Below are 20,026 nucleotides of genomic sequence, written 5' to 3' on the forward strand. Positions count from 1 at the left end.
CGGCGGGCGGAATTCCTCGACGCGGTGCGCGGCTTCACACATCCGTGGCTGCGCGCGACGATCATCCACGATGTCGGTACTTTACATCGCGACGCCCGATCTCCGCCGAGTCGTCCTGTAGAGCGGCTGACTGGCCTCGCGCCTGGGCGAAAACCGGTGGAACGGTCGCGATGAATTGTGCGCCGCGTGACAGACACCGCCCGCCATTGCGGTTTCGATGACCGTGGGCGTACAACCAACAGCCAAGCCATGCGCCCGGTGCAACTAGGACTTGCGCAACTTATTGGTGCACTAAGCAGTTTTTGGTTGTGTTTTTTACCGCGACACCCGGTAAGTCGCCCCCGTCCCGCATGCCGAAGGTTTCCGTCCGATGTCGTCCTCCCCGAAGCCCAAGTCCGCCACCGAGACCGATCGCACGATCGGCGGCCGTATCGCGGCGCTGCGCGTGGCACAGGGCCTGAGCCAGACCGACCTCGGTCAGGCCATCGGCGTCAGCTTCCAGCAGGTTCAGAAGTACGAGAAGGGGCGCAACCGCATCGGCGCCGGGCGGCTTCAGGCCATCGCCGACCTGCTGAAGGTGCCGGTGGACACCTTCTTCGCCGATCCGCGGGACACCGGCGGCGGACGCGTCGGGCCCGCAGCCCTGTTCGAGGATCCGAAGGTCATGGAACTCGTTCTGGCCTTCACCAGCATCACCGACGAGACGACCCGCGGCGGGATCCTGTCGATCGTCAAGGCGGCCGCAGCCCTCCAGGAGAGCCGCGCAGGCGCGCAACGTCCGAACGCCGTCGGCGAGGCGTGACGGCGCCGGTCCTGTGCCGGATCGCCGAGGGTGTGACCAGGGCATGTGCGGCAAATTCCCGCGCGGTGGGACACCTGCGCGTGATCGAGCCGCGCGCGCCGGAGAGTGGTGCAGGCTTTAATTCAAATTAAACCAAGACAAAGTCACGTAACGATGTAGATAGGCGCCCGCGTCCGGAGGCTGTTTTACAGCGCATGAGCGGACAGCATGTTTCGCGCTGACGCTGGAAACCGGGTCCTGACCATGCCGATCGAGACGTCGAAAGCTTGGGGCCGTGGCGAGCTGTACGAGACCCTGTGCCTGCTCGTGATCGGCGTCGGGATCTGGTTCGTCGGCGTCACGCTGGGGACCTTCGCGTATCTCAACACCCTGGTCGCCACCTACAACCTCACGGATCTCCTCCTGCTCGCCGCCTGCATGGGCGTGGCGCAGTGGGGCGCCAGCATCCGCAAGTCGATCATCCTCCGGCGGCTCATGCTCGAGCGCGCCGCCGCGGCGGCGCAGGCCGAGGCGATCGCCCGGCACGACGGGCTGACCGGTCTGGCGAACCGCCGCCGCTTCATCGACGCCGTGGAGCGGGCGCACGCGTCGGGCGCCGGGGACGCGGCGGTGCTGCTCATCGACCTCGACCGGTTCAAGCCGGTCAACGACCTCTACGGCCACGCGGCCGGGAACGCGGTCCTGTGCGCCGTGGCCGAGCGCCTCCAGCAGCTCGTGCCGTCGGGCGGCCTGGCGGCCCGGCTGGGCGGCGACGAGTTCGCCATGCTGGTCCCGCTCCGCTACGAGAGCGAGGCGCTGAGGCGTCTCGCCCAGGCGGTCATCGGGCGCATCGCCGAGCCGGTGACGTGGAGCCAGAACGACCTCAAGGTCGGCGCGACGGTCGGCGTCGCCGCGGTGTCGGCCGAGCACGGGGACGCCGACGCGATCCTGCACGCGGCCGACCTCGCCATGTATCAGGGCAAGAAGGACGGGCGCGGCAATTTCCGGTTCTTCCGCAGCGCCATGGACGCGGAGCTGCGCGCCCGCGCCCGCATGGAGACGGAACTCCGCGGCGCCATCGAGACGGGCGCGATCGAGCCCTTCTACCAGCCGGTGGTGTCGCTCCCCGAGCGGGAGATCGTCGGCGTCGAGGTGCTGGCGCGCTGGCGCCACCCGTCGCGCGGGCTGGTCGGACCGAGCGAGTTCATCCCGGTGGCCGAGGAGACCGGGATGATCGCGGATCTCAGCTACACGCTGATCCGCCGCGCGTGCCTGGATGCCCGCGCCTGGCCGCCCCACCTGATCCTGGCGGTGAACATCGCCCCGCAGCAGTTCCAGGACGCGTGGCTCGCCCAGCGCATCCTGGGGATCCTGACCGAGACCGGCTTCCCGCCGCAGCGCCTGGAGGTCGAGATCACCGAGAGTGCCCTGATCCAGGACCTGGAGGCGACCCGGACGACCCTGCTGTCCCTGCGCGAACTCGGCGTGCGCATCGCGCTGGACGATTTCGGTACCGGCTATTCCAGCCTGTACCACCTGCGCGAACTCAAGTTCGACAAGCTGAAGATCGACCGCAGCTACGTGGACGCCATCACGATGAGCGACGAGCGGGCGAAGCTGGTCGACGCCATCATCAAGCTCGGGGCGAGCCTCGGCCTCTCCACCACCGCCGAGGGGATCGAGACCGACGCCAGCCTCGACTGGCTGTCCGACCAGGGCTGCCATTTCGGCCAGGGCTACCTGTTCGGCCACGCCATGCCGAAGGCCGAGATGGACGACGTGCTCGCCGCCGCGCGATCCCCGGCCCCGTTCCCGGATCTGGCGCGGGCCTCGTGAGGCGTGGGACGCCGCCCGCGCGGCGTCGCGCGGGTCAGCGCGGCGCCCGGTAGGCGGAGCCGTCGGCGGCCCCGAGCGGGTGCTCCACGAACCGGCCCGTCTCCGGAACCGCGACCCGGTCGAAATCCTCCGCCAGGGCGTCGAGGGCGCGGCGCATCTCGGGCCCCTGCAGCGGCCGGCCGTGCCCGGTGATGACCCGCTCCGGAGCGAGCGCTGCGAGCGCCCGCACCGACGCGCGCGCCGCCGGCCAGTCGATCGTCAGGTACATCGGCGGCCCGTGCAGTTCCGGCGCCTGCGTGGCGACCGCGTAGGCGGATTCCTGCGCCGTGGTGATGAAGGCGTCGCCCGCGATCAGCGTCCGGTCGGACTCGCGCCAGAGCGAGACGTGGCCGGGCGCGTGGCCCGGCGTGTGGATCCAGCGCCAGCCGGGCAGGGGCGGCACCGAACCGTCCTCCGGCAGGTGGTGCAGCCGCCCGGACACGTCGACGGGGTGGGTGGGGAACAGCGGCGACAGGCGACCCAGGAGGCCGCCGCCGACGCTCGGATCCGGCGTCGGGTAGGCGGCGCTGCCGTCGAGATAGGGCCGCTCCAGGACGTGCGCGTAGACCGGGACATCCCATTCCCCCGCGAGGTCTTCCAGGACGCCGACATGGTCGAAATGGCCGTGGGTCAGGACGATCGCGGCCGGCCGGGCCCCCGCGCCGAAGCGGGCCCGGGCGGCGGCCTGGATCCCGCGCTTGGCGCCCATCACGCCGGCATCGATCAGGACCCAGCCCCGGTCGCCCGCGCCGGGGGCCCCCACGAACACGACGTTGACCAGGACGTGGCGCTGGTAGGCGACGTCGTCGGCGATGGCGTGGGTCGCGTCGTCCCGCTCGGCGTCGCGGCGGGGATCGTCGGCCCGGGCCTGCGGGTCGACGGGGATCTGCTGGGCCATCTGGGGCGGCTCCCGTACACGGTCGCGGAAGGGACGGTCGGGCGCGCGGCCCGGCCGGGGCCCGACGGGATCGACCGATCCCGGCGGGCCACGGGCGTCCCGGCACCGGATGGCGCGACCGCCCGTATCCTGGCCAACCGGCCTCGCCCGGGCGTGTTCCTGGCGCCGTTCCCGGCCCGGTGCCCGGCTCGGTGCCCGGCCCCGCACGGCGCGCCGGGCCTCACGCCGGTCGACACGGACCCCATATTGGCCGCATCGATACCGTCCGCTTCGACGCGCCGTCGCAGGTCACAGCATGGCACCGAGCCCTCTCGCCCTCATCGCCTCCGCCGCCCTCATCGCCGTGGTCGCCACCGGCACCGGGGCGATCGTCCTCCAGCAGGGCTCGCGGTTCAGCCATCCCCGGAAGGTCGGCGGGCCGTTCACGATGGCGGATGTCGACGGCCGCCCGGTGACCGAGGCCGATCTCCGCGGCAAGCCGTCCGTCCTGTTCTTCGGCTTCACCCACTGCCCGGATGTCTGCCCGACGACGCTCGCGACCCTGTCGGCCGCCCTCGGCCGGATGGGCCGCGACGCGGACCGCCTCAACGTCGTCTTCGTCACCCTCGACCCGGAGCGCGACACGCCCGACGCCCTGCGGGAGTACCTGGCCTCGTTCGATCCGCGGATCCGCGGCCTCGTCGGCACGCCGCAGCAGGTCGCCCGCATGGCCGACGCCTACCACGTCGCCTACAAGCGCGTGCCGACCAAGGACGGCGACTACACGATGGAGCATTCCGCCACCGTGGCGCTGTTCGACAGGACCGGGCGCATGGTCGGGGAGATCGGCTACGGCGAGGACGAGGCCAGCACCTTCGCGAAGCTGATCACCCTGGCGCTGCCGGGGCAGTGCCCGCCGGGAGGCGGTGCCAACCTCTGGACGACCGACGGCAGCACCGGCAGCTGCGGTCCGCGGAGCTGAGCCGCGGGCCGGGAAATTGCGCCGCCGCGCCGGCGTGGCTAGAGGGCGGCGCGGGTCGCGAGGCCCGGCCGCATCGGGGGGTTCCAGCTTGATCACGCGCCGCGTCCTGACCGCCATCGGGCTCCTCGCCCTCGCGCCGTATCCCGGCCTCGCCCGGGCCGCCGGCGGCGGGCCGCGCCTGGCGCCGCCCGAGCCCATGGATCTCGACCGGCTGAAGGACCTCGCCCGGACGCTGCGGGACCGCCCCTACGCGCCGCCGCCGGAGGCCCCCGCCTCGGCGGCCCTCGACGCCCTGACCTACGGGCCGCTCCAGGAGATCCGCTACCCGCCGGGCCACGCCCTGTTCGCCGACAGCCCCTACCCGGTGACCTTCTTCCACCTCGGCAACTTCTTCCGTCACCCCGTGAAGGTCTACGCCCTGGAGGGCGGGCAGGCCCGCGAGGTGCTGTACGCCCACGACCTCTTCACCTACCCGCCCGGCAATCCGGCCAAGGACGTCCCGGACGGGGCGGGCTTCGCGGGATTCCGGTTCCAGAAGGCGCCCGCGGGCCAGCCGGGCGACGACGGCGACTGGCTGGCCTTCCTGGGCGCGTCCTACTTCCGCGCCGCCGGGGACGGTGCCCAGTACGGCGCCTCGGCCCGGGGCATCGCGATCGACACGGCGCCCGGGCCCGGGAAGACCGAGGAGTTCCCGGTCTTCACCCGCTTCTACGTCAGCCCGGCCTCGGACGGCGCCGTGACCGTGCTGGCGCTCCTCGAGGGCCGGAGCCTGACCGGCGCCTACCGGTTCGTCGCCCGGAAGGAGCCGCACGTCGTCATCGACGTCGCCTGCACGGTCTACATGCGCGAGGCGGTGGAGCGGTTCGGCATGGCGCCCCTGACCTCGATGCTCTGGTACTCGGAGGGCATGAGCCGCTTCCTCGCGAGCGACTGGCGTCCCGAGGTGCACGATTCCGACGGCCTGCTGATGCAGACCGGGTCCGGCGAGCTGATCTGGCGGCCGCTCAACAACCCGCCCCGCCTCAGCGTCAGCGCCTTCGCGGACCGGTCGCCGAAGGGGTTCGGCCTGCTCCAGCGCGACCGCGCGTACGAGACCTACATCGACGACGGCTTCGAGGAGAACCGGCCCGACATCTGGGTCGAGCCGCAGGGCGACTGGGGCCGCGGCAGCGTCCAGCTCGTCGAGATCCCGACCCACCAGGAGACCGACGACAACATCGTCGCCCTCTGGGTGCCGGACGACGCGCCGAAGGCCGGGTCCGACCGCAGCTTCGCCTACCGGCTGCGCTGGACCGTCGCGGAGCCGGTCGCCACCGATCTCGCCCGGTGCGTCGCGACCCGGGCCACCAAGGCCGCGTGGCTCGCGGATGCGGACCGGCGGCCGGGTCGCGCCAACCTCGTGCGGCAATTCGTCCTGGAATTCGAGGGCGCGGCCCTGTCGGGCCTCGATCCCGAGAAGGCGACGGTCGCGCTCACCCTGTCGCGCGGCAGCGTCGAGGAGGTCGGCGCCACCTGGGCGCCCTACGGCAAGCCGAGCCCCTGGCGGGTCTTCCTCAAGGTCTACGCCGAGGGACCGGATCCGGTGGAGATGCGTCTGCAGCTGAGATCGGGCGACCGGCTGCTCTCCGAGACCTGGGCCTACCAGTACTACCCGCAGGCACCCGGCACGGTGCTGTGAGCGGCGGGCGGCGGCGCCCGGCCGCCGGTCGCCCGAACAGGTCCGGCTCCCGCCCGCCTCGGAACGGCCCATCGTCGCATCGGAGACCGCCATGACCGGCGAGACACCGCCCGGCCCGCACCTCCCGGAGGCGCTGACGCGGCTCCTCAAGGCTCCCCGGGCGGCGATCTGGCCGACCCCGGAGGACCGGAACCGCCTGCGGCTCGGTCGGTCGCGGCCACGGCAGCCGAGCCGCGCCGTCCTGGGTGTGTGGATCTGGGCGATCCTCTACAACGTCGTCGGCTTCGCGATCCTCGCGGCCCTGTGGTGGACGATGCGCTGAACCGATGAGCCGACACGCCTTGATCTCCTGCCGAGCCCCCCTCGCGGCGACCCTCCTGCTCGGCCTCTCCGTGCAGCCCGGCGCGGCGCAGAGCCCGGGCGACGCGCTGAACGCCGATGACGGCACCGGTGCGATCAAGGTCTGCTCGCCGGTCGCGATGCCGCGCTGGCGGTCCATGACCCCGGTACCCAAGACCTGGACCTTCCTGGACTGCATGGGCTTCGCGGGCGAGATGGGCGCGACCCACTTCCAGCTCGGCTGCCTCTTCGCCAACGTCACGCCCCACGCCCAGAAATACGCCTGGGGCGCGATGGTGCAGATCGAGAAGTCGGCGATGGCCAAGGCGCAGCCGCCGATCCCGAACTGCGGCTGGTAGGGCCCGCGCTCAGCCGTCGGCGGCCTGCCAGTCCAGGTCGAGGGTGAGGCGGGCGCGGAAGACCGTGCTGCCGGTCGCGTCCCGGACCCGCGTCTCCAGCACCAGGCCGGCATCGCCGGGGGCCGGCCGGTCCGCCCTGACGCGGAGCCGGTCCTGCGCGGCCTCGACCAGGGCCTCGGTCGCCGACAGGCACGCCGCGTGGCAATCGGCGAAGGGCAGCCCCTCCTCGTCGCGGGACAGCCCGCGGTCGTCGGTGAAATCGGTGAAGTAGCGCACGGCGCAGAACCTCACGGCCAGATGACGAGCGTGCGCCGCGACCTGAGCGATGTCGTTAACCTGTGTGTGGGCACCGGCATGGCCTCGCGCGACCGGACGCCCGACCCTCGCGTCGCGGCGACCGGGCAGGAAACGCGGCTCTCCGGGCCGCGATCCGGCCGCCCTCGAAAAAATGTATGAGTGTGGACATAGGCCCCGGTGCGGCGGACGCCGTTCGGAGCGCCGGATCCTCTGCGCGAACGTCCGATCGGGCCGGCATGGTCCGACCCGCAGGCGTCGGCGCGCACGATGCCGCGGTCGCCCGCGCGCACGCTGCTCCTCCCGGCGGGTGCGCGGCGGCCGGCCCCCCGCCCGGCGTGGTCCGCGCCGGTCCGACACCCTGCTCAGGCCCCGACTCCGCTCCGACAGGGGAATGGCGCTCCGATCCCGACGGCGGGGCACGCCGATCGCCGATCGGGAGGGCAACGGGCTGCCCGACCGGGCCGCGACCGAGCGCCTCGCCCACGACGTCCTGAGCGCGATGCGCCGGCCGCACGTCGACGGCACGCCGCGCGGCCGGCACCGTGGTGGCCGAAGCGCCCTAGGCCAGCGTGCTCTGAGGGCGCCGCAGCGGGCCGATCAGGCGCTCGTACTCGGCCTCGGCCGGGCCGTAGGTCTGGCCGGCAGCCTCCTCCAGGCGCATGCGGCTCAGGACCCGGATCCGGCCGCGCCGGGCCCGGATCAGGCCGGCGCCCTCGAGGGTGTGGATCGCGACCGTGACCGTCGGCCGGCGTACGCCGAGCATGATCGACAGGAACTCGTGCGTCACCGACAGATCGTCGCCGTCCTGCCGGTCGTGGTACATGAGGAGCCACCGCGCGAGCCGTTCCTCGGCGGGCGCGCCCGCGTTGGCGATCGCGGTCTGGGCAACCTGGATCAGGAAGGTCTGGACGTAGCGCAGCAGCAGGTTGCGCAGCGACGGGCTGGATCGCAGGGCTTCGCGCAGGGCCGACACGGAGATCCGGCGCCCGCGACCGGCAACCTGCATGAAGATCTGGTACGGGATCGTGTCGGTTCCGAGCAGCAGCGCCGGCGCAGCCATGCCGTCGCGTCCGAACAGTCCGATCTCGATGCGGCCGCCCTCGGCCATGGTCGACACCACGGAGCACAGGCCGGTGTCGATGAAGACCGCGTGCGGTATCGTGGCGGCCGGCTCGACGAGCACCTTGCCGAGAGGAAGGTCGATCGCCTCGAGATGAGGCCGGAGCAGCGCGCCATCCGCCTCGGATAGGGCAGCCAGAAGGCGGTTCTGATGCGGCATTCGGCAGACGCGTACGCAGAGATCGACATCCGCGCTCCGGCTCGGGTGCGGGAACCGGGGCGCACCCCCGAGCCATGCTCGGATCAACACGCAATAGCGAGCGGATATTGCATCTAGCGGACGAAGCGTCTGCAACCAGACAAACCAATGCCGGCGATTTTCGGATGTCTTGGCAAACGCGCGCGGACGAATGCGCAAACCTTCCTTTAAGATCTGCCTTCAGACTGCGGGGTGGAAGACCGGGATGTGGCCGACGCGCCACGGGCGCGGCAGCGCTGTGCACTTGCCAACATCCGCGTGCGCGGTCGCGCTTTGACGCGCGGGCCGGATCGGGCTAGAGAAAGCGCAACGGAACAAGCAAGAACCATGCCGTGAGCAGCGTGGCTCCGGCTGGCGAACCGCGCCGGAAGGGCATCGGGGCCTCGCATGAGTTTGGTGCAACGGCTGGAAGTGCGTCAGGGCCAGGCCCTGGTGATGACGCCGCAGCTCCTGCAGGCGATCAAGCTTCTGCAATTGTCGCACCTCGATCTCTCGGCCTACGTCGAGGCCGAGCTGGAGCGCAACCCGCTGCTGGAGCGCGCCGAGCCGGACCTGCCGGCCGCGGGCGATGCCGCCGAATCGGGCGGCCACGCCGACGAGGCGGGGTCGGACGGGTTCGAGGCGGCAGAGCCCGAATCGTGGCTCTCGGCCGACCTCAACCCGAGCCGCGGCGAGATCGAGAGCGACTTCGACACGCGCCTCGACAACGTCTTCCCCGACGAGAGCCCCGTCCAGGCGCGCGAGGCGGGCGGGGGCGACATGCTCTCGCTGACGCCGCCGCCCTACGGCAGCACCGGCGGCAGCTTCGACGCCGAGGCCCCCGACTTCGAGGCGACCCTGACGGCCGAGACCTCGCTGCGCGAGCACCTCGCGGGCCAGCTCGACCTCGCGACCCGGGATCCGGCCGAGCGGCTGATCGGCGGGTTCCTGATCGACGCCGTCGACGAGGCCGGCTACCTGCGCGAGACGGTGGAGGGCGTGGCCGAGCGCCTCGGCGCCGACCCGGCCCTCGTCGGCCGGATGCTGGCGCTGGTCCAGACCTTCGACCCGCCCGGGATCGCGGCCCGCGACCTCGCCGAGTGCCTCGCGATCCAGCTGCGCGAGCGCGACCGGTTCGACCCGGCGATGCAGGCGCTGGTCTCGCGGCTGGACCTCGTGGCCAAGCGGGACTTCGCCGCGCTGCGCCGCCTCTGCGGCGTCGACGACGAGGATCTCGTCGACATGCTGGGCGAGATCCGGCGCCTGGACCCGAAGCCGGGCCGGGCCTTCGGGTCGAGCGCCGTCGAGGTCCTGGTTCCGGACGTGTTCGTGCGCGCCGCGCCGGACGGCTCCTGGCTGGTCGAGCTGAACAGCGAGGCGCTGCCCCGGGTCCTGGTGAACCAGAGCTACTACGCCCGCGTCTCGCGCAACGCCGCCGCGGAGGGCGACAAGGCGTTCCTGTCGGAGGCGCTGCAGAACGCCAACTGGCTGACCCGCTCGCTGGAGCAGCGTGCCCGCACCATCCTGAAGGTCGCCACCGAGATCGTCCGCCAGCAGGACGGTTTCTTCGTCCACGGCGTCACCCACCTGCGGCCGCTGAACCTCAAGACTGTGGCCGAGGCGATCGGCATGCACGAATCGACCGTCTCGCGGGTCACCTCCAACAAGGCCATCGGCACGAGCCGCGGGACCCTGGAGATGAAGTACTTCTTCACCGCGGCGATCCCCGGGGCGGCCGGCGCCGCCGCCCACTCCTCGGAGGCGGTGCGCCACCGCATCAAGCAGCTCGTCGACGGCGAGACGCCGGACGACGTGCTGTCCGACGACGCGCTGGTGCAGAAGCTGCGCGGGGAGGGCGTCGACATCGCCCGGCGCACGGTGGCGAAGTACCGCGAGTCCCTGCGGATCCCGAGCTCGATCGAGCGCCGCCGGGAGCGTTTCGCCCACGGCTCCAGCCAGCACGTCGCCCTGGCGCTGCGCTGATCGCTCCGGACGGGGTTGCGCCGGGCGCCCGTCCGGCCCATCCGTCGTGGCCTTCGATCGACGCCTGGACCTGCGATGACCCCGACCGGAACGCCCTCGCGCAGCCTCACCGCCATCGTGCTCGCGGCCGGGAAGGGCACGCGGATGCGCTCCGACCTGCCGAAGGTGCTGCACCGGATCGCCGGCCGCAGCATGCTCGGCCACGTCCTGGCCGCCGTGCAGGCGGCGGGCGCGGGCCGGATCGCCGTGGTGGCCGAGCCCGGCCGCGACGACGTCGCCGCCGAGATCGCCCGGGCGGCCCCCGGCGCCCGGGTCTTCCCGCAGGCCGAGCGCCTCGGCACCGCCCACGCGGTCCTGGCCGCCCGGGAGATCCTGGCCGACCCGGACGACGACGTGGTGATCGCCTTCGGCGACACGCCGCTCGTCTCGGCCGACACCTTCCTGCGCCTCCGCGCGCCCCTGGCCGACGGCGCCGCGGTGGCCGTGCTGGCCTTCGAGACGGCCACGCCCGCCGGCTACGGACGGGTGCTGACCGAGGGCGACCGCGTGCTCGCCATCCGCGAGGAGAAGGACGCGAGCGCGGCCGAGCGGGCCGTGACCCTGTGCAATGCCGGGCTGATGGCGCTCGCCGGACGGCACGCCCTGGCGCTGCTCGCCCGCATCGGCAACGACAACGCCGCCGGCGAGTACTACCTGCCCGACGCGGTGGCGCTGGCGGTCGCCGACGGGCTGCCCGTCACGGTCGTGCCGGTGGACGAGGCCGAGGCGCAGGGCGTCAACGACCGGGTGCAGCTCAGCGTGGCGGAGGCCGCGATCCAGGCGCAGCTGCGCCGCAGCGCCATGCTGGGCGGCGCGACGCTGATCGCGCCCGAGACGGTGTTCCTCAGCCACGACACGGTGCTGGGGCGCGACGTGATCGTGGAGCCCCACGTGGTGTTCGGCCCCGGCGTGCGGGTCGCGGAGGGCTGCACCGTGCGCGCCTTCGCGCATCTCACCGAGACCAGCCTGGAGGCGGGCGTGAAGGTCGGGCCGTTCGTGCGGCTGCGCGGCCACGCCGTGCTGGAGGCCGGCGCGGAGCTCGGCAATTTCGTCGAGCTGAAGAACGCCCGGATGGGGGCCGGCGCCAAGGCCGCGCACCTCACCTATCTCGGCGACGCGGAGATCGGCGCCAAGGCCAATATCGGCGCCGGCACGATCACCTGCAATTACGACGGCGTGCTCAAGCACCGGACGACGATCGGCGCGGGCGCGTTCATCGGCTCGAACTCGGCCCTGGTCGCCCCCGTCTCGGTGGGGGAGGGCGCCTACGTCGCCTCGGGCTCTGTGATCACCGACGACGTGCCGGCGGACGCCATGGCGGTGGCCCGGGGCCGGCAGGCGGTGAAGCCGGGCTGGGCCAGGGAGAAGCGGGCGGCGCTGCAGGCCGAGAAGGCGCGGCGCGGGAAGGCGTGAGCGCGAAGGGCCGCGTGACCGGGGCTGGCCCTGCGCCGTCCCGATCCGGTAGAAGTCCCGCTCGGCCCCGCACGGCGCGGGGCGGCCCGGACCTTGCGCAGCGCTGCGCGTAGCCATCCGGGCGCGACAGCGAGAGACACTCCTATGTGCGGCATCGTCGGCATCGTCGGGCGCGACGCGGTGGCGGGGCAGGTGATCGAGGCCCTGCGGCGGCTCGAGTACCGCGGCTACGATTCCGCCGGCATCGCCACCCTGGAGCACGGCCGGCTGGCGCGGCGCCGGGCCTCGGGCAAGCTGGTCAACCTGGAGGCCAAGCTCGCCCAGGAGCCGCTCACCGGCACGATCGGCATCGGCCATACCCGCTGGGCGACCCACGGCCGGCCCAACGAGACCAACGCCCACCCGCACGCCACAGCGCGCCTGGCGGTCGTGCACAACGGCATCATCGAGAATTTCCGCGAGCTCAAGCAGGAGCTGGAGGCCGACGGCGTCGTCTTCGAGACCGAGACCGACACCGAGGTCGTCGCCCAGCTCGTCAGCCGCAACATGGACCGGCAGATGGGGCCGGTCGAGGCGGTCGCCGCCGCCCTGCCGCGGCTGCGCGGCGCCTTCGCGCTGGGCTTCCTCTTCTCCGGCGAGGAGAACCTGCTGATCGGGGCCCGCCACGGGGCGCCGCTGGCGATCGGCTTCGGCGAGGGCGAGACCTACCTGGGCTCCGACGCCCTGGCGCTCGCCCCGTTCACCGACGCGATCACGTATCTCGACGAGGGCGACTGGGCGATCCTGTCCCGGGGCGGCGCGGAGATCCGCGACGCGTCGGGCGCCACGGTCGAGCGCGCCCGGCAGAAGATCGCCACGCAGGCCTACCGGATCGACAAGGGCGAGTACCGCCACTTCATGGCCAAGGAGATCCACGAGCAGCCCGAGGTGGTGGGCCGCACGCTCGCCCACTACGTCGACATGGCGAATGGGCGGGTCATGCTGCCCGAGGCGCTGCCCTTCGACTTCGCCAAGCTCAGCCGCGTCTACATCACCGCCTGCGGCACGGCCTACTATGCGGGCCTCGTGGCCCGCTACTGGTTCGAGCAGGTGGCGCGCCTGCCGGTGGAGATCGACGTCGCCTCCGAGGCCCGCTACCGCGAGGCGCCGCTGGAGAAGGACGGGCTGACGCTGGTGATCTCGCAATCGGGCGAGACCGCCGACACCCTGGCCTCCCTGCGCTACGCGAAGACCCAGGGCCAGCACACGCTGAGCGTCGTCAACGTGCCGACCTCGACCATCGCGCGGGAATCCTCCGTGGTGATGCCGACGCTGGCCGGGCCGGAGATCGGCGTCGCCTCCACCAAGGCGTTCTCGTGCCAGCTCACCGTGCTGCTCTGCCTCGCCATCGCGGCGGGGCGCGCCCGCGGCACGCTCGACGCGGCGGGCGAGCGGCGCCTGGTCGACGGCCTGATCAAGGCGCCGGGCCTGATGGCGGAGGCGCTGACCCACGAGGCGGCGATCGAGGGTCTGGCGCGGGAGGTCGCGAAGGCGCGGGACGTGCTCTATCTCGGCCGCGGCACCAGCTACCCGATGGCGCTGGAAGGCGCGCTGAAGCTCAAGGAGATCAGCTACATCCACGCCGAGGGCTACGCGGCGGGCGAGCTGAAGCACGGGCCGATCGCCCTGATCGACGAGAGCGTGCCGGTGATCGTCATCGCGCCGCACGACGCGGTGTTCGAGAAGACCGTCTCGAACATGCAGGAGGTGGCCGCCCGCGGCGGGCGCATCGTGCTGATCGGCGACGCCAAGGGCGCGGCCGAGCACGGGCTGGACACGCTCGCGACCTTCACCATGCCGGCGCTCGATCCGACGGTGGCGCCGATCGTGTACGCGGTGCCGATCCAGCTGCTCGCCTACCACACGGCGGTGTTCATGGGGAAAGACGTCGACCAGCCCCGCAACCTCGCCAAATCGGTCACGGTCGAGTAGGCGCGGCCGACCAGATCGGCGGATCGTGCGGGCGCGGCGCCGTCCTTGCGAGCGGAGCAACCCAGGGCGGCGCAGCTCTCGCAGTCTGGCGCCGACCGGATCGCTTCACTCCGCTCGCACGGACGTCCGGGCCGCACGGTCCCGGCAGCCCGGTATGAGGACCCCGATGACCACACCTGACACCGACGTTCTCCGCTGGCTCGACGGGCAGGAGGGCGCGATGCTGGCGCTCCTCGAGGCGCTGGTGAACATCGATTCCGGCTCCTACGACAAGCCGGGCGTCGACGCGGTCGGCATCCGCATCGCCGAGTTCCTCGCCGGCCACGGCATCCCGGTCACGACGATCCCGGTCGACGGCTACGGCGACGCGCTGAAGGCGAGCGTGGCCGGGTCCGGCGGCGGCAACCGGCCGGTCGTGCTCATGGGCCACCGCGACACCGTCTTCCCGAAGGGGGAGCCGACGCGGCGGCCGTTCCGGGTCGCCGACGGCCGCGCCTACGGGCCGGGCGTCGCCGACATGAAGGCGGGCCTCGTGATGAACGCCTTCGTGCTGGCGGCCTACCACCGGGCCGGCGGCGCGCCGGTGCCCCTCGTCGGCCTGTTCACCAGCGACGAGGAGATCGGCTCGCCGGCCTGCCGCCCGATCATCGAGGAGACCGCCCGGGGCGCCCGCGCGGTGCTGAATTCCGAGCCGGGGCGGCCGACCGGCAACGTCGTCACCGGCCGCAAGGGCGGGGTGTTCATGCACCTCGAGGTGCTCGGCAGGGCTGCCCATTCCGGCGGCAACTACGCCGACGGGCGCAGCGCCATCCTGGAGCTCGCCCACAAGACCGTCGCGCTCCACGCGCTCACCGACCTCGACCGCGGCACCACGGTGAATGTCGGCCTGATCTCCGGCGGCCAGTCGGTGAACACCGTGGCGCCGCGGGTCACCTGCGAGATCGACCTGCGCTACGTGACCCCGCCCGACCGCGAGGCCGCCATGAGCCGGATCGCGGAGATCGTGGCGGGATCGACGGTGCCCGACACCACCGCGCATCTCACCATCAAGGGCGAGTTCCTGCCGCTCGTGCAGGACGAGGCCTCGCGGGCGCTGTTCGAGACCTACGCCCGGGTGAGCGCGGACGGCGGCCATCCCGTCACCGGCGAGTTCGCCGGCGGCTGCGCCGATTCGGGCTTCACCGCCAGCGTCGGCTGCCCCACGCTCTGCGCCGTGGGCCCGGTCGGCGGCAAGGCCCACTCGCCCGAGGAGTACCTGGAGGTGGGAAGCCTCGTGCCGCGGGCGCGCGCGATGGCCGAGACCATCGCGGCGCTCTGACGGCGCAGAGACCGACCATCGCCGGCCCGGCCGCGCCGTAGCGGTCGCCGTCTCCGGGCGGACGCCGCGGCGCCGGACGCGCCTGTCCGTTCGAGGCGCAGGCGGCGGCCGGGATATCGCGGCCGGCCGCCAGATGCGGCCGGTGCTCAGGAGCTTCGTCGATCACGTCCGGGGCCGCTAGCGCCGCCGGCCCGCCTACGGGCGCAGGGCCGCGACGAGGCGCAGCAGGAAGCCGTCGACGGCCGTCTTGTCGATCCAGCGCAGGACCGCGACGAGGTCGTGCTCGGGATCGCACCAGATCACGTTGTTGCCCGCCCCGAGGGCGCTGAAGGCCGAGGCCGGCAGGTGCGGCTTGGCGGCCGCGCCGCGGTTCAGCCACCAGAGGTAGCCGTAGCTGTCGAGGGTCGGGGACGGCGTCAGCATGGCGCGGATCCAGCGCTCCGAGAGGAGCTGCCGCCCGTTCCAGGCGCCTCCGCGGGCGATGAGGAGGCCGAAGCGGGCGTGGTCGTCGGCCCCGATGAACAGGCCGCCGCCCCAGTGGCCGCCGCCGGGGACCGACTGGACCCGCGCGCCGGCGACCGCGACCCAGGCCGTCCCGTAGCCGTGCCACGCCCAGTCGCGGGAGGCGCCGATCGGGTCCATGATCCGCTCGCGGAGCACCTCCGGGAGGGCCCGGCCGAAGCGGCGCATCAGGCAGTACGACAGCAGGTTCACCCGGACGTCGTTGTACTCGTAGTAGGTGCCCGGGCGCCGCAGCGCGCGGGCCTCGCCCTTGCGGCTGTTGTCGGCGCCGGGGCCGATCTGCCGGAAATGGTCGACCTGATCGGACTTGCCGAACAGCGTGCCCTGCCACTCGCTCGATTGCTGCAGGAGGTGGCGCCACGTGATCGCGCCGTTGTGCGGGCCGTCGAGCAGCGGGTCGGGGACGCTGTCCCGCACCGGCGCGTCGACGTCGGGGATCAGGCCGTCGTCGTGGGCGAGGCCGACCAGGACCGCGAGATAGCTCTTGGCGATCGAGAAGGTCATGTCCGGGCGGGCCGTGTCGCCCCAGGTGGCGACGCGCCGGCCGCCCTTCAGGATCACGCCCGCCGGGCCGCCCCGCGGACGCACCGGCCCGTCGATGGCGCTCCAGGGCCCGGTCTCGTTCCACTCGACGATCCCGACGTAGCGCCCGTCGGGATAGTACAGGCCGCGCGGCCACGCGCTCTCGTGGGCCTCCGCGAAGCCGACCGCCTCCGCGAGCCGCGCGGCATCGAGCCCCGCCGCTTCCGGGTCCTGTCCCGCCCAGTCATCCGTCGGCCAGTACGGCCCGGTCACTTCGGTCACGCGCGTCTCCTGACGGTCCTCTCCGGTGCGGACGCATGCAGGGCCCGCGCCGCGGATCGGCCCCTCCGTAGAGCCATCGCCGCCGCGGGGGCAGGGCGCGCGGCGCGGTTCCCCCCGCCCCGCGCGCCCGAGACGGCTGGGTCAGCCCTTCCCGGTGAAGCGCACGGCGCAGCCCGGACGGGCCGCGACGAGATCCGCGCCGCGCGCGGGGCCGATGACCATGCAGGCGGTCGAGAGCCCGTCGGCGACGAGCCCCGTCGGCGCGGTCACCGTCACCGACGACAGGGCGCGCGGCGACCGGCCGGTCGCCGGATCGAAGATGTGATGGTCCGCGCGGTCGTCCGAGAAGCTCATGTTGTAGTCGCCCGAGGTCGCGGCGAAGCCCGTGAACGGCGCGAGGACGGCGGCGACCTCGCCGGGGTGGCGGGGATCGGCCAGACCGAGGCGCCAGGGCGTGCCGTCCGGATGCGCGCCGGCGGCACCGAACTCGCCGGTATCCACGAAGGCGTCGGCGATGCCGCGCGCCCGGAGCGCCGCCATGACCTGGTCGGCGGCGTAGCCCTGGATCAGGGCGTTCAGCGTCAGGGCCGTCCCGGGCTCCAGGACGATCCGGTCCGTCGCGACCCGCACGCGCCGCCAGCCGACCCGCGCCAGGGCCCCCCGCAGGGCCTCCGCCCCGGGGCGCTCGCCGCGGGCGGCCGCGCCGGCCCAGACCGGCCAGAGCGGCTGGACGGTCGGGTCGAAGGCGCCGCCGGTCTCGGCCGCGAGGGCGAGGGCGAAGCGCAGCAGGGCGAGCAGGTGCGGGTCGGGCGCCTCGAGGGACCCGTCCCGGTTGAGGCGGGCCAGGGCGCTGTCGGCCCGGAACAGGCTGGCGGCCGCCTCCACGGCGCGCATCGCCGCGAACCCGTCGCCGAGGGCCGCCTCGATCGCCGACGGGTCGGGTCCCGCGGCGGTGAGCGCCACGGTGGTGCCGAAGGCGAGGCCGGCGCGGGTGCGCAGCGCCAGCCCCCCGCGACGCCGCGGAGGCGCGGAGCGCCGCGACGCCGCCGAGCGCGGCCAGCCCCGCGGCACCGACGAGGAGCCGGCGCCGGGCCGGCGCGAAGCGGGCCGGCGCGAAGCGGACCGGCGCGCTCATCCGACGGTCACCGGCCGGGGCGCGGCGCGGCGGCCCCGCTTGCGCGCCACCACCTGCGGCACGCACTGCCCGGGATCGTGGATGATCGTCACGCACTCCATGCACTGGAAGCACTCGGCGTAGTCGACCCGGCCGGAGGGCGCGATGGCGCCGTAGCGGCAGCGGACCTTGCAGAGCTGGCAGGGCGAGCCGCACTCCGCCCGGCGCGGGATCCAGTCGAGGACGCGGACCCGCCCGAGGAGGGCGAGGGCGGCGCCGAGCGGGCACAGGTAGCGGCAGAAGCCCTTGTAGACGAAGAGGTTGAGCACCAGCAGCCCCGCCGCGTAGGCGACGAACGGCCACGCCCGGACGAAGTACAAGGTGACGGCGGTCTTGAACGGCTCGACCTCTGAGAACGTGTCGGCGAGGGGCGACCCCGCCGCGGCCGCGCCGAGGATGCCGGCCAGCACGACGTATTTCAGCGACCGCAGCGCCCGGTCGAGGCCGGGCGGCACCGCGACCGGGCGGATGCGCAGCGGCCGGGCGAGCAGCGCCACGAGTTCCTGCAGCGCGCCGAAGGGGCAGAGCCAGCCGCAGAACGTGCCGCGCCCCCAGGCGACCAGGGCGGCCAGCGCGAAGGCCCAGAGCACGAGCGAGGGCGGGTCGTAGAGCAGGAAGGCGAGGTCGTGGGTCGCGGTGGCGGCCCGCACGAGCCCGACGAGGGTCACGATCGACAGCTGCGCCTGCGCGAACCAGCCGACGAAGCCGAGGGTCAGCGCCAGGAAGCCGAGGCGGAAGAGGGCGAAGCGGCGCCCGTCCGCCACGAGACCGCGCTGGCGGCTCAGGACCGGCACCAGCACGGCGAGCATCAGGCCGATCAGCGCGAGTTCGGGCGCCCGGGCCCGCCAGGGGTCGGTCCAGCTCGGCCCGTCATCCGGCCGGGACCGCGTGAACAGGTCGGCGGGCAGGGCGGTCTCGACCGTGAAGGTCCGGGCGATCTTCTCGGACAGGATCTGGCCGCGCTCGCGGACGATCGTCTCGGTCAGCGCCCAGGGCGCGGACGGGTCGAAGCCAGCGGCCTGGTCGATCCGCAGGACCGTCCAGGGGCCGGGCGGCAGCCCCTCGGCGAGGCCGGCCTCGCGGCGCTCCACCGCCATGTCGCGCGCGTTCACGATCAGGCCGCCCTGGCCGATCGCCAGCCGGTCGGGGACGGCGCCCAGCACGAACCGGTCGCCGACCGGGTTCTCGGGCGCGTCCTCCGGCCCGGCGCTGACCACCATCACGGCGTGGTTGCCGGGGCCGAGCTCGCGCATCAGCGCGTCGTAGCGCGACGGACCCAGAAGGTTGCGGCCGATCGAGGGCGGGTCCAGGACGGCGACGTACAGGTCGGTCAAGGCGGCATCGGGCGGCCCCTCGGACGGGTCCGCCACGCCGGTGCCCCGGAAGGCCGCGGCGGCGTCCGCGTTCGTCACCGTCAGCCGCCGGACCCAGCCGCGCGCGAGAAGGTCGGCCAGGGACAGGGGCTCGTAGCGGTCCGGCCGGGCCTCGACCTTGAGGCCGACATTGGCCGCCCCGAAGCCGAGCTTCGCGCGGGCGACCGCCAGCGCCGAGGCCAGGATCGACTGGTTGATCACCCGGGTCGAGGCGGTGGCCATGGAGATGCCGTCGACGGTGGTCTGGGGCGCTGCGCCGGCGGCCCGCGCGTTCGGGCGCCCGACCCGGATCGCCTGCCGGGCCGAGAGGCCGGCATACTGCTCGACGAAGGCGAAGAGCGGCTCCGGGCCGAGGCCCTCCAGGAAGACCGGCTCGTGGTGCGAGAGCACCGTCACGTCCCGGAAGGTGCCGTCCGGGGCGAGCGCGATCAGCAGGTCGGGCGGCGTGCCGCCGAAGCCGGGGATCGGCGCGAGGTCGACGGATTCGAACGCGTAGGCGAAGACCTCGTAGGAGCCCGCCTGCTGCTTCAGGATCGGCCAGACCGGGAGCCTGTCGTCCTTCTCGCCGACCACCAGCGGGGGCGGGAAGTGGCGTTCGACGCCCGCGCGATCGAGCTGGCCGGCCCGGGCCGGAAGGGTCGGCAGGAGCAGGGCGAGAAGGAGGAGCGCGGCTCGAAGGAGCATATCCGCGCCTCGAGCCACTGCGGTTCGGGACGCGAGCGGGCGCGGAGACGCCACGCTCCGCAACGACTGGGCCTTCTCCCTGTCTCCGCCCCTGGCCGCGTCGGTCACCCATAGGGGTCGCGCACCGACGCCGGCGGCAGTGCGCGACAAGCCGCCTCTCCCGTGCGGGAGAGGGTCGGGGTGAGGGACGAGGAGTTTCAGGATGGAGCACGGTCTCGACCCGCGGTCGCCTCGCGCCTCGTCCGGACGGCCCTGATCCC

At 73.3% G+C, this 20,026-nt stretch carries 15 protein-coding genes and 1 pseudogene; 10 read left to right on the forward strand and 6 right to left on the reverse strand.

What is annotated here, in order from left to right:
* The first annotated feature begins 370 nt into the window (after window positions 1-370).
* Both ME121_RS21180 and ME121_RS21185 read left to right on the forward strand, forming a co-directional pair.
* On the forward strand, window positions 371-802 hold the full coding sequence (locus ME121_RS21180) for a helix-turn-helix domain-containing protein (RefSeq protein ID WP_029359654.1): 432 nt from the start codon (window positions 371-373) through the stop codon (window positions 800-802).
* Between the two features lie 207 nt (window positions 803-1,009).
* A complete protein-coding gene (locus ME121_RS21185; RefSeq protein WP_012319396.1) occupies window positions 1,010-2,617 on the forward strand; it encodes a putative bifunctional diguanylate cyclase/phosphodiesterase in 1,608 nt (535 codons plus the stop codon).
* 34 nt (window positions 2,618-2,651) lie between these two features.
* On the opposite strand, the gene ME121_RS21190 is transcribed toward ME121_RS21185, so the two are convergent.
* Window positions 2,652-3,554 carry an MBL fold metallo-hydrolase gene (locus tag ME121_RS21190; RefSeq protein WP_059409551.1) on the reverse strand — a complete coding sequence of 301 codons (903 nt, stop codon included), beginning with the start codon at window positions 3,552-3,554 and terminating at the stop codon, window positions 2,652-2,654.
* A gap of 295 nt (window positions 3,555-3,849) precedes the next feature.
* Here ME121_RS21190 and ME121_RS21195 point away from each other — a divergent pair, with 295 nt between their 5' ends.
* The 4 genes from ME121_RS21195 (at window position 3,850) to ME121_RS21210 (ending at window position 6,891) form a co-directional block, all read left to right on the forward strand.
* Window positions 3,850-4,515 (forward strand): SCO family protein, encoded by a 666-nt coding sequence (locus ME121_RS21195; protein ID WP_029359657.1) that lies wholly within the window; start codon window positions 3,850-3,852, stop codon window positions 4,513-4,515.
* An 88-nt stretch (window positions 4,516-4,603) separates the two neighbouring features.
* The gene (locus ME121_RS21200) at window positions 4,604-6,193 is read left to right on the forward strand and encodes an OpgD/OpgG family glucan biosynthesis protein (RefSeq protein ID WP_012319393.1); all 1,590 of its coding nucleotides are present in this window, start codon (window positions 4,604-4,606) and stop codon (window positions 6,191-6,193) included.
* Between the two features lie 91 nt (window positions 6,194-6,284).
* Window positions 6,285-6,515: a hypothetical protein gene (locus ME121_RS21205; protein WP_012319392.1), complete on the forward strand. Its 231-nt coding sequence runs from the start codon at window positions 6,285-6,287 to the stop codon at window positions 6,513-6,515.
* A gap of 4 nt (window positions 6,516-6,519) precedes the next feature.
* Entirely contained in the window at window positions 6,520-6,891 is a 372-nt protein-coding gene (locus ME121_RS21210) for a hypothetical protein (RefSeq protein ID WP_012319391.1), read from the forward strand.
* Between the two features lie 9 nt (window positions 6,892-6,900).
* On the opposite strand, the gene ME121_RS21215 is transcribed toward ME121_RS21210, so the two are convergent.
* Window positions 6,901-7,167, reverse strand: coding sequence for a DUF6894 family protein (locus ME121_RS21215; RefSeq protein WP_012319390.1), 267 nt, complete (start codon window positions 7,165-7,167; stop codon window positions 6,901-6,903).
* Between the two features lie 580 nt (window positions 7,168-7,747).
* Window positions 7,748-8,467 carry a Crp/Fnr family transcriptional regulator gene (locus tag ME121_RS21220; protein WP_012319389.1) on the reverse strand — a complete coding sequence of 240 codons (720 nt, stop codon included), beginning with the start codon at window positions 8,465-8,467 and terminating at the stop codon, window positions 7,748-7,750.
* A gap of 426 nt (window positions 8,468-8,893) precedes the next feature.
* On the opposite strand from ME121_RS21220, the gene rpoN reads away from it, so the two are divergent.
* The 4 genes from rpoN to ME121_RS21240 all read left to right on the forward strand — a co-directional run bounded on the left by rpoN (window position 8,894) and on the right by ME121_RS21240 (window position 15,209).
* Window positions 8,894-10,468, forward strand: a complete 1,575-nt coding sequence (rpoN, locus tag ME121_RS21225) for an RNA polymerase factor sigma-54 (RefSeq protein ID WP_012319388.1) — start codon at window positions 8,894-8,896, stop codon at window positions 10,466-10,468.
* A 75-nt stretch (window positions 10,469-10,543) separates the two neighbouring features.
* Window positions 10,544-11,920: a bifunctional UDP-N-acetylglucosamine diphosphorylase/glucosamine-1-phosphate N-acetyltransferase GlmU gene (gene glmU, locus ME121_RS21230; RefSeq protein ID WP_012319387.1), complete on the forward strand. Its 1,377-nt coding sequence runs from the start codon at window positions 10,544-10,546 to the stop codon at window positions 11,918-11,920.
* Between the two features lie 144 nt (window positions 11,921-12,064).
* Entirely contained in the window at window positions 12,065-13,891 is a 1,827-nt protein-coding gene (gene glmS / locus ME121_RS21235) for a glutamine--fructose-6-phosphate transaminase (isomerizing) (RefSeq protein ID WP_012319386.1), read from the forward strand.
* A gap of 166 nt (window positions 13,892-14,057) precedes the next feature.
* On the forward strand, window positions 14,058-15,209 hold the full coding sequence (locus ME121_RS21240) for a M20 family metallopeptidase (RefSeq protein ID WP_012319385.1): 1,152 nt from the start codon (window positions 14,058-14,060) through the stop codon (window positions 15,207-15,209).
* A gap of 195 nt (window positions 15,210-15,404) precedes the next feature.
* Here the strand turns inward: ME121_RS21240 and ME121_RS21245 are convergent, their stop codons facing one another.
* From ME121_RS21245 to ME121_RS21255, 3 genes and pseudogenes are all read right to left on the reverse strand, one after another.
* Window positions 15,405-16,535, reverse strand: coding sequence for a serine hydrolase domain-containing protein (locus ME121_RS21245; protein ID WP_059409552.1), 1,131 nt, complete (start codon window positions 16,533-16,535; stop codon window positions 15,405-15,407).
* Between the two features lie 141 nt (window positions 16,536-16,676).
* Window positions 16,677-17,670, reverse strand: a pseudogene (locus tag ME121_RS21250) (FAD:protein FMN transferase).
* Window positions 17,667-19,766 (reverse strand): 4Fe-4S binding protein, encoded by a 2,100-nt coding sequence (locus tag ME121_RS21255; protein ID WP_059409553.1) that lies wholly within the window; start codon window positions 19,764-19,766, stop codon window positions 17,667-17,669. Before ME121_RS21255 ends, ME121_RS21250 begins: the two are co-directional and overlap by 4 nt.
* Window positions 19,767-20,026 lie beyond the last annotated feature (260 nt).

It is taken from the genome of Methylobacterium sp. ME121 (assembly GCF_000974725.1).
Lineage (GTDB): Bacteria > Pseudomonadota > Alphaproteobacteria > Rhizobiales > Beijerinckiaceae > Methylobacterium > Methylobacterium radiotolerans.

Excerpts from the sequence above, each read along its gene's own strand:
- ME121_RS21180 (WP_029359654.1), top strand. The coding sequence starts at position 371 with ATGTCGTCCTCCCCGAAGCCCAAGTCCGCCACCGAGACCGATCGCACG.
- ME121_RS21185 (WP_012319396.1), top strand. The coding sequence starts at position 1,010 with ATGTTTCGCGCTGACGCTGGAAACCGGGTCCTGACCATGCCGATCGAG.
- ME121_RS21190 (WP_059409551.1), bottom strand. The coding sequence starts at position 3,554 with ATGGCCCAGCAGATCCCCGTCGACCCGCAGGCCCGGGCCGACGATCCC.
- ME121_RS21195 (WP_029359657.1), top strand. The coding sequence starts at position 3,850 with ATGGCACCGAGCCCTCTCGCCCTCATCGCCTCCGCCGCCCTCATCGCC.
- ME121_RS21205 (WP_012319392.1), top strand. The coding sequence starts at position 6,285 with ATGACCGGCGAGACACCGCCCGGCCCGCACCTCCCGGAGGCGCTGACG.
- ME121_RS21210 (WP_012319391.1), top strand. The coding sequence starts at position 6,520 with ATGAGCCGACACGCCTTGATCTCCTGCCGAGCCCCCCTCGCGGCGACC.
- ME121_RS21220 (WP_012319389.1), bottom strand. The coding sequence starts at position 8,467 with ATGCCGCATCAGAACCGCCTTCTGGCTGCCCTATCCGAGGCGGATGGC.
- rpoN (WP_012319388.1), top strand. The coding sequence starts at position 8,894 with ATGAGTTTGGTGCAACGGCTGGAAGTGCGTCAGGGCCAGGCCCTGGTG.
- glmU (WP_012319387.1), top strand. The coding sequence starts at position 10,544 with ATGACCCCGACCGGAACGCCCTCGCGCAGCCTCACCGCCATCGTGCTC.
- glmS (WP_012319386.1), top strand. The coding sequence starts at position 12,065 with ATGTGCGGCATCGTCGGCATCGTCGGGCGCGACGCGGTGGCGGGGCAG.
- ME121_RS21240 (WP_012319385.1), top strand. The coding sequence starts at position 14,058 with ATGACCACACCTGACACCGACGTTCTCCGCTGGCTCGACGGGCAGGAG.
- ME121_RS21255 (WP_059409553.1), bottom strand. The coding sequence starts at position 19,766 with ATGCTCCTTCGAGCCGCGCTCCTCCTTCTCGCCCTGCTCCTGCCGACC.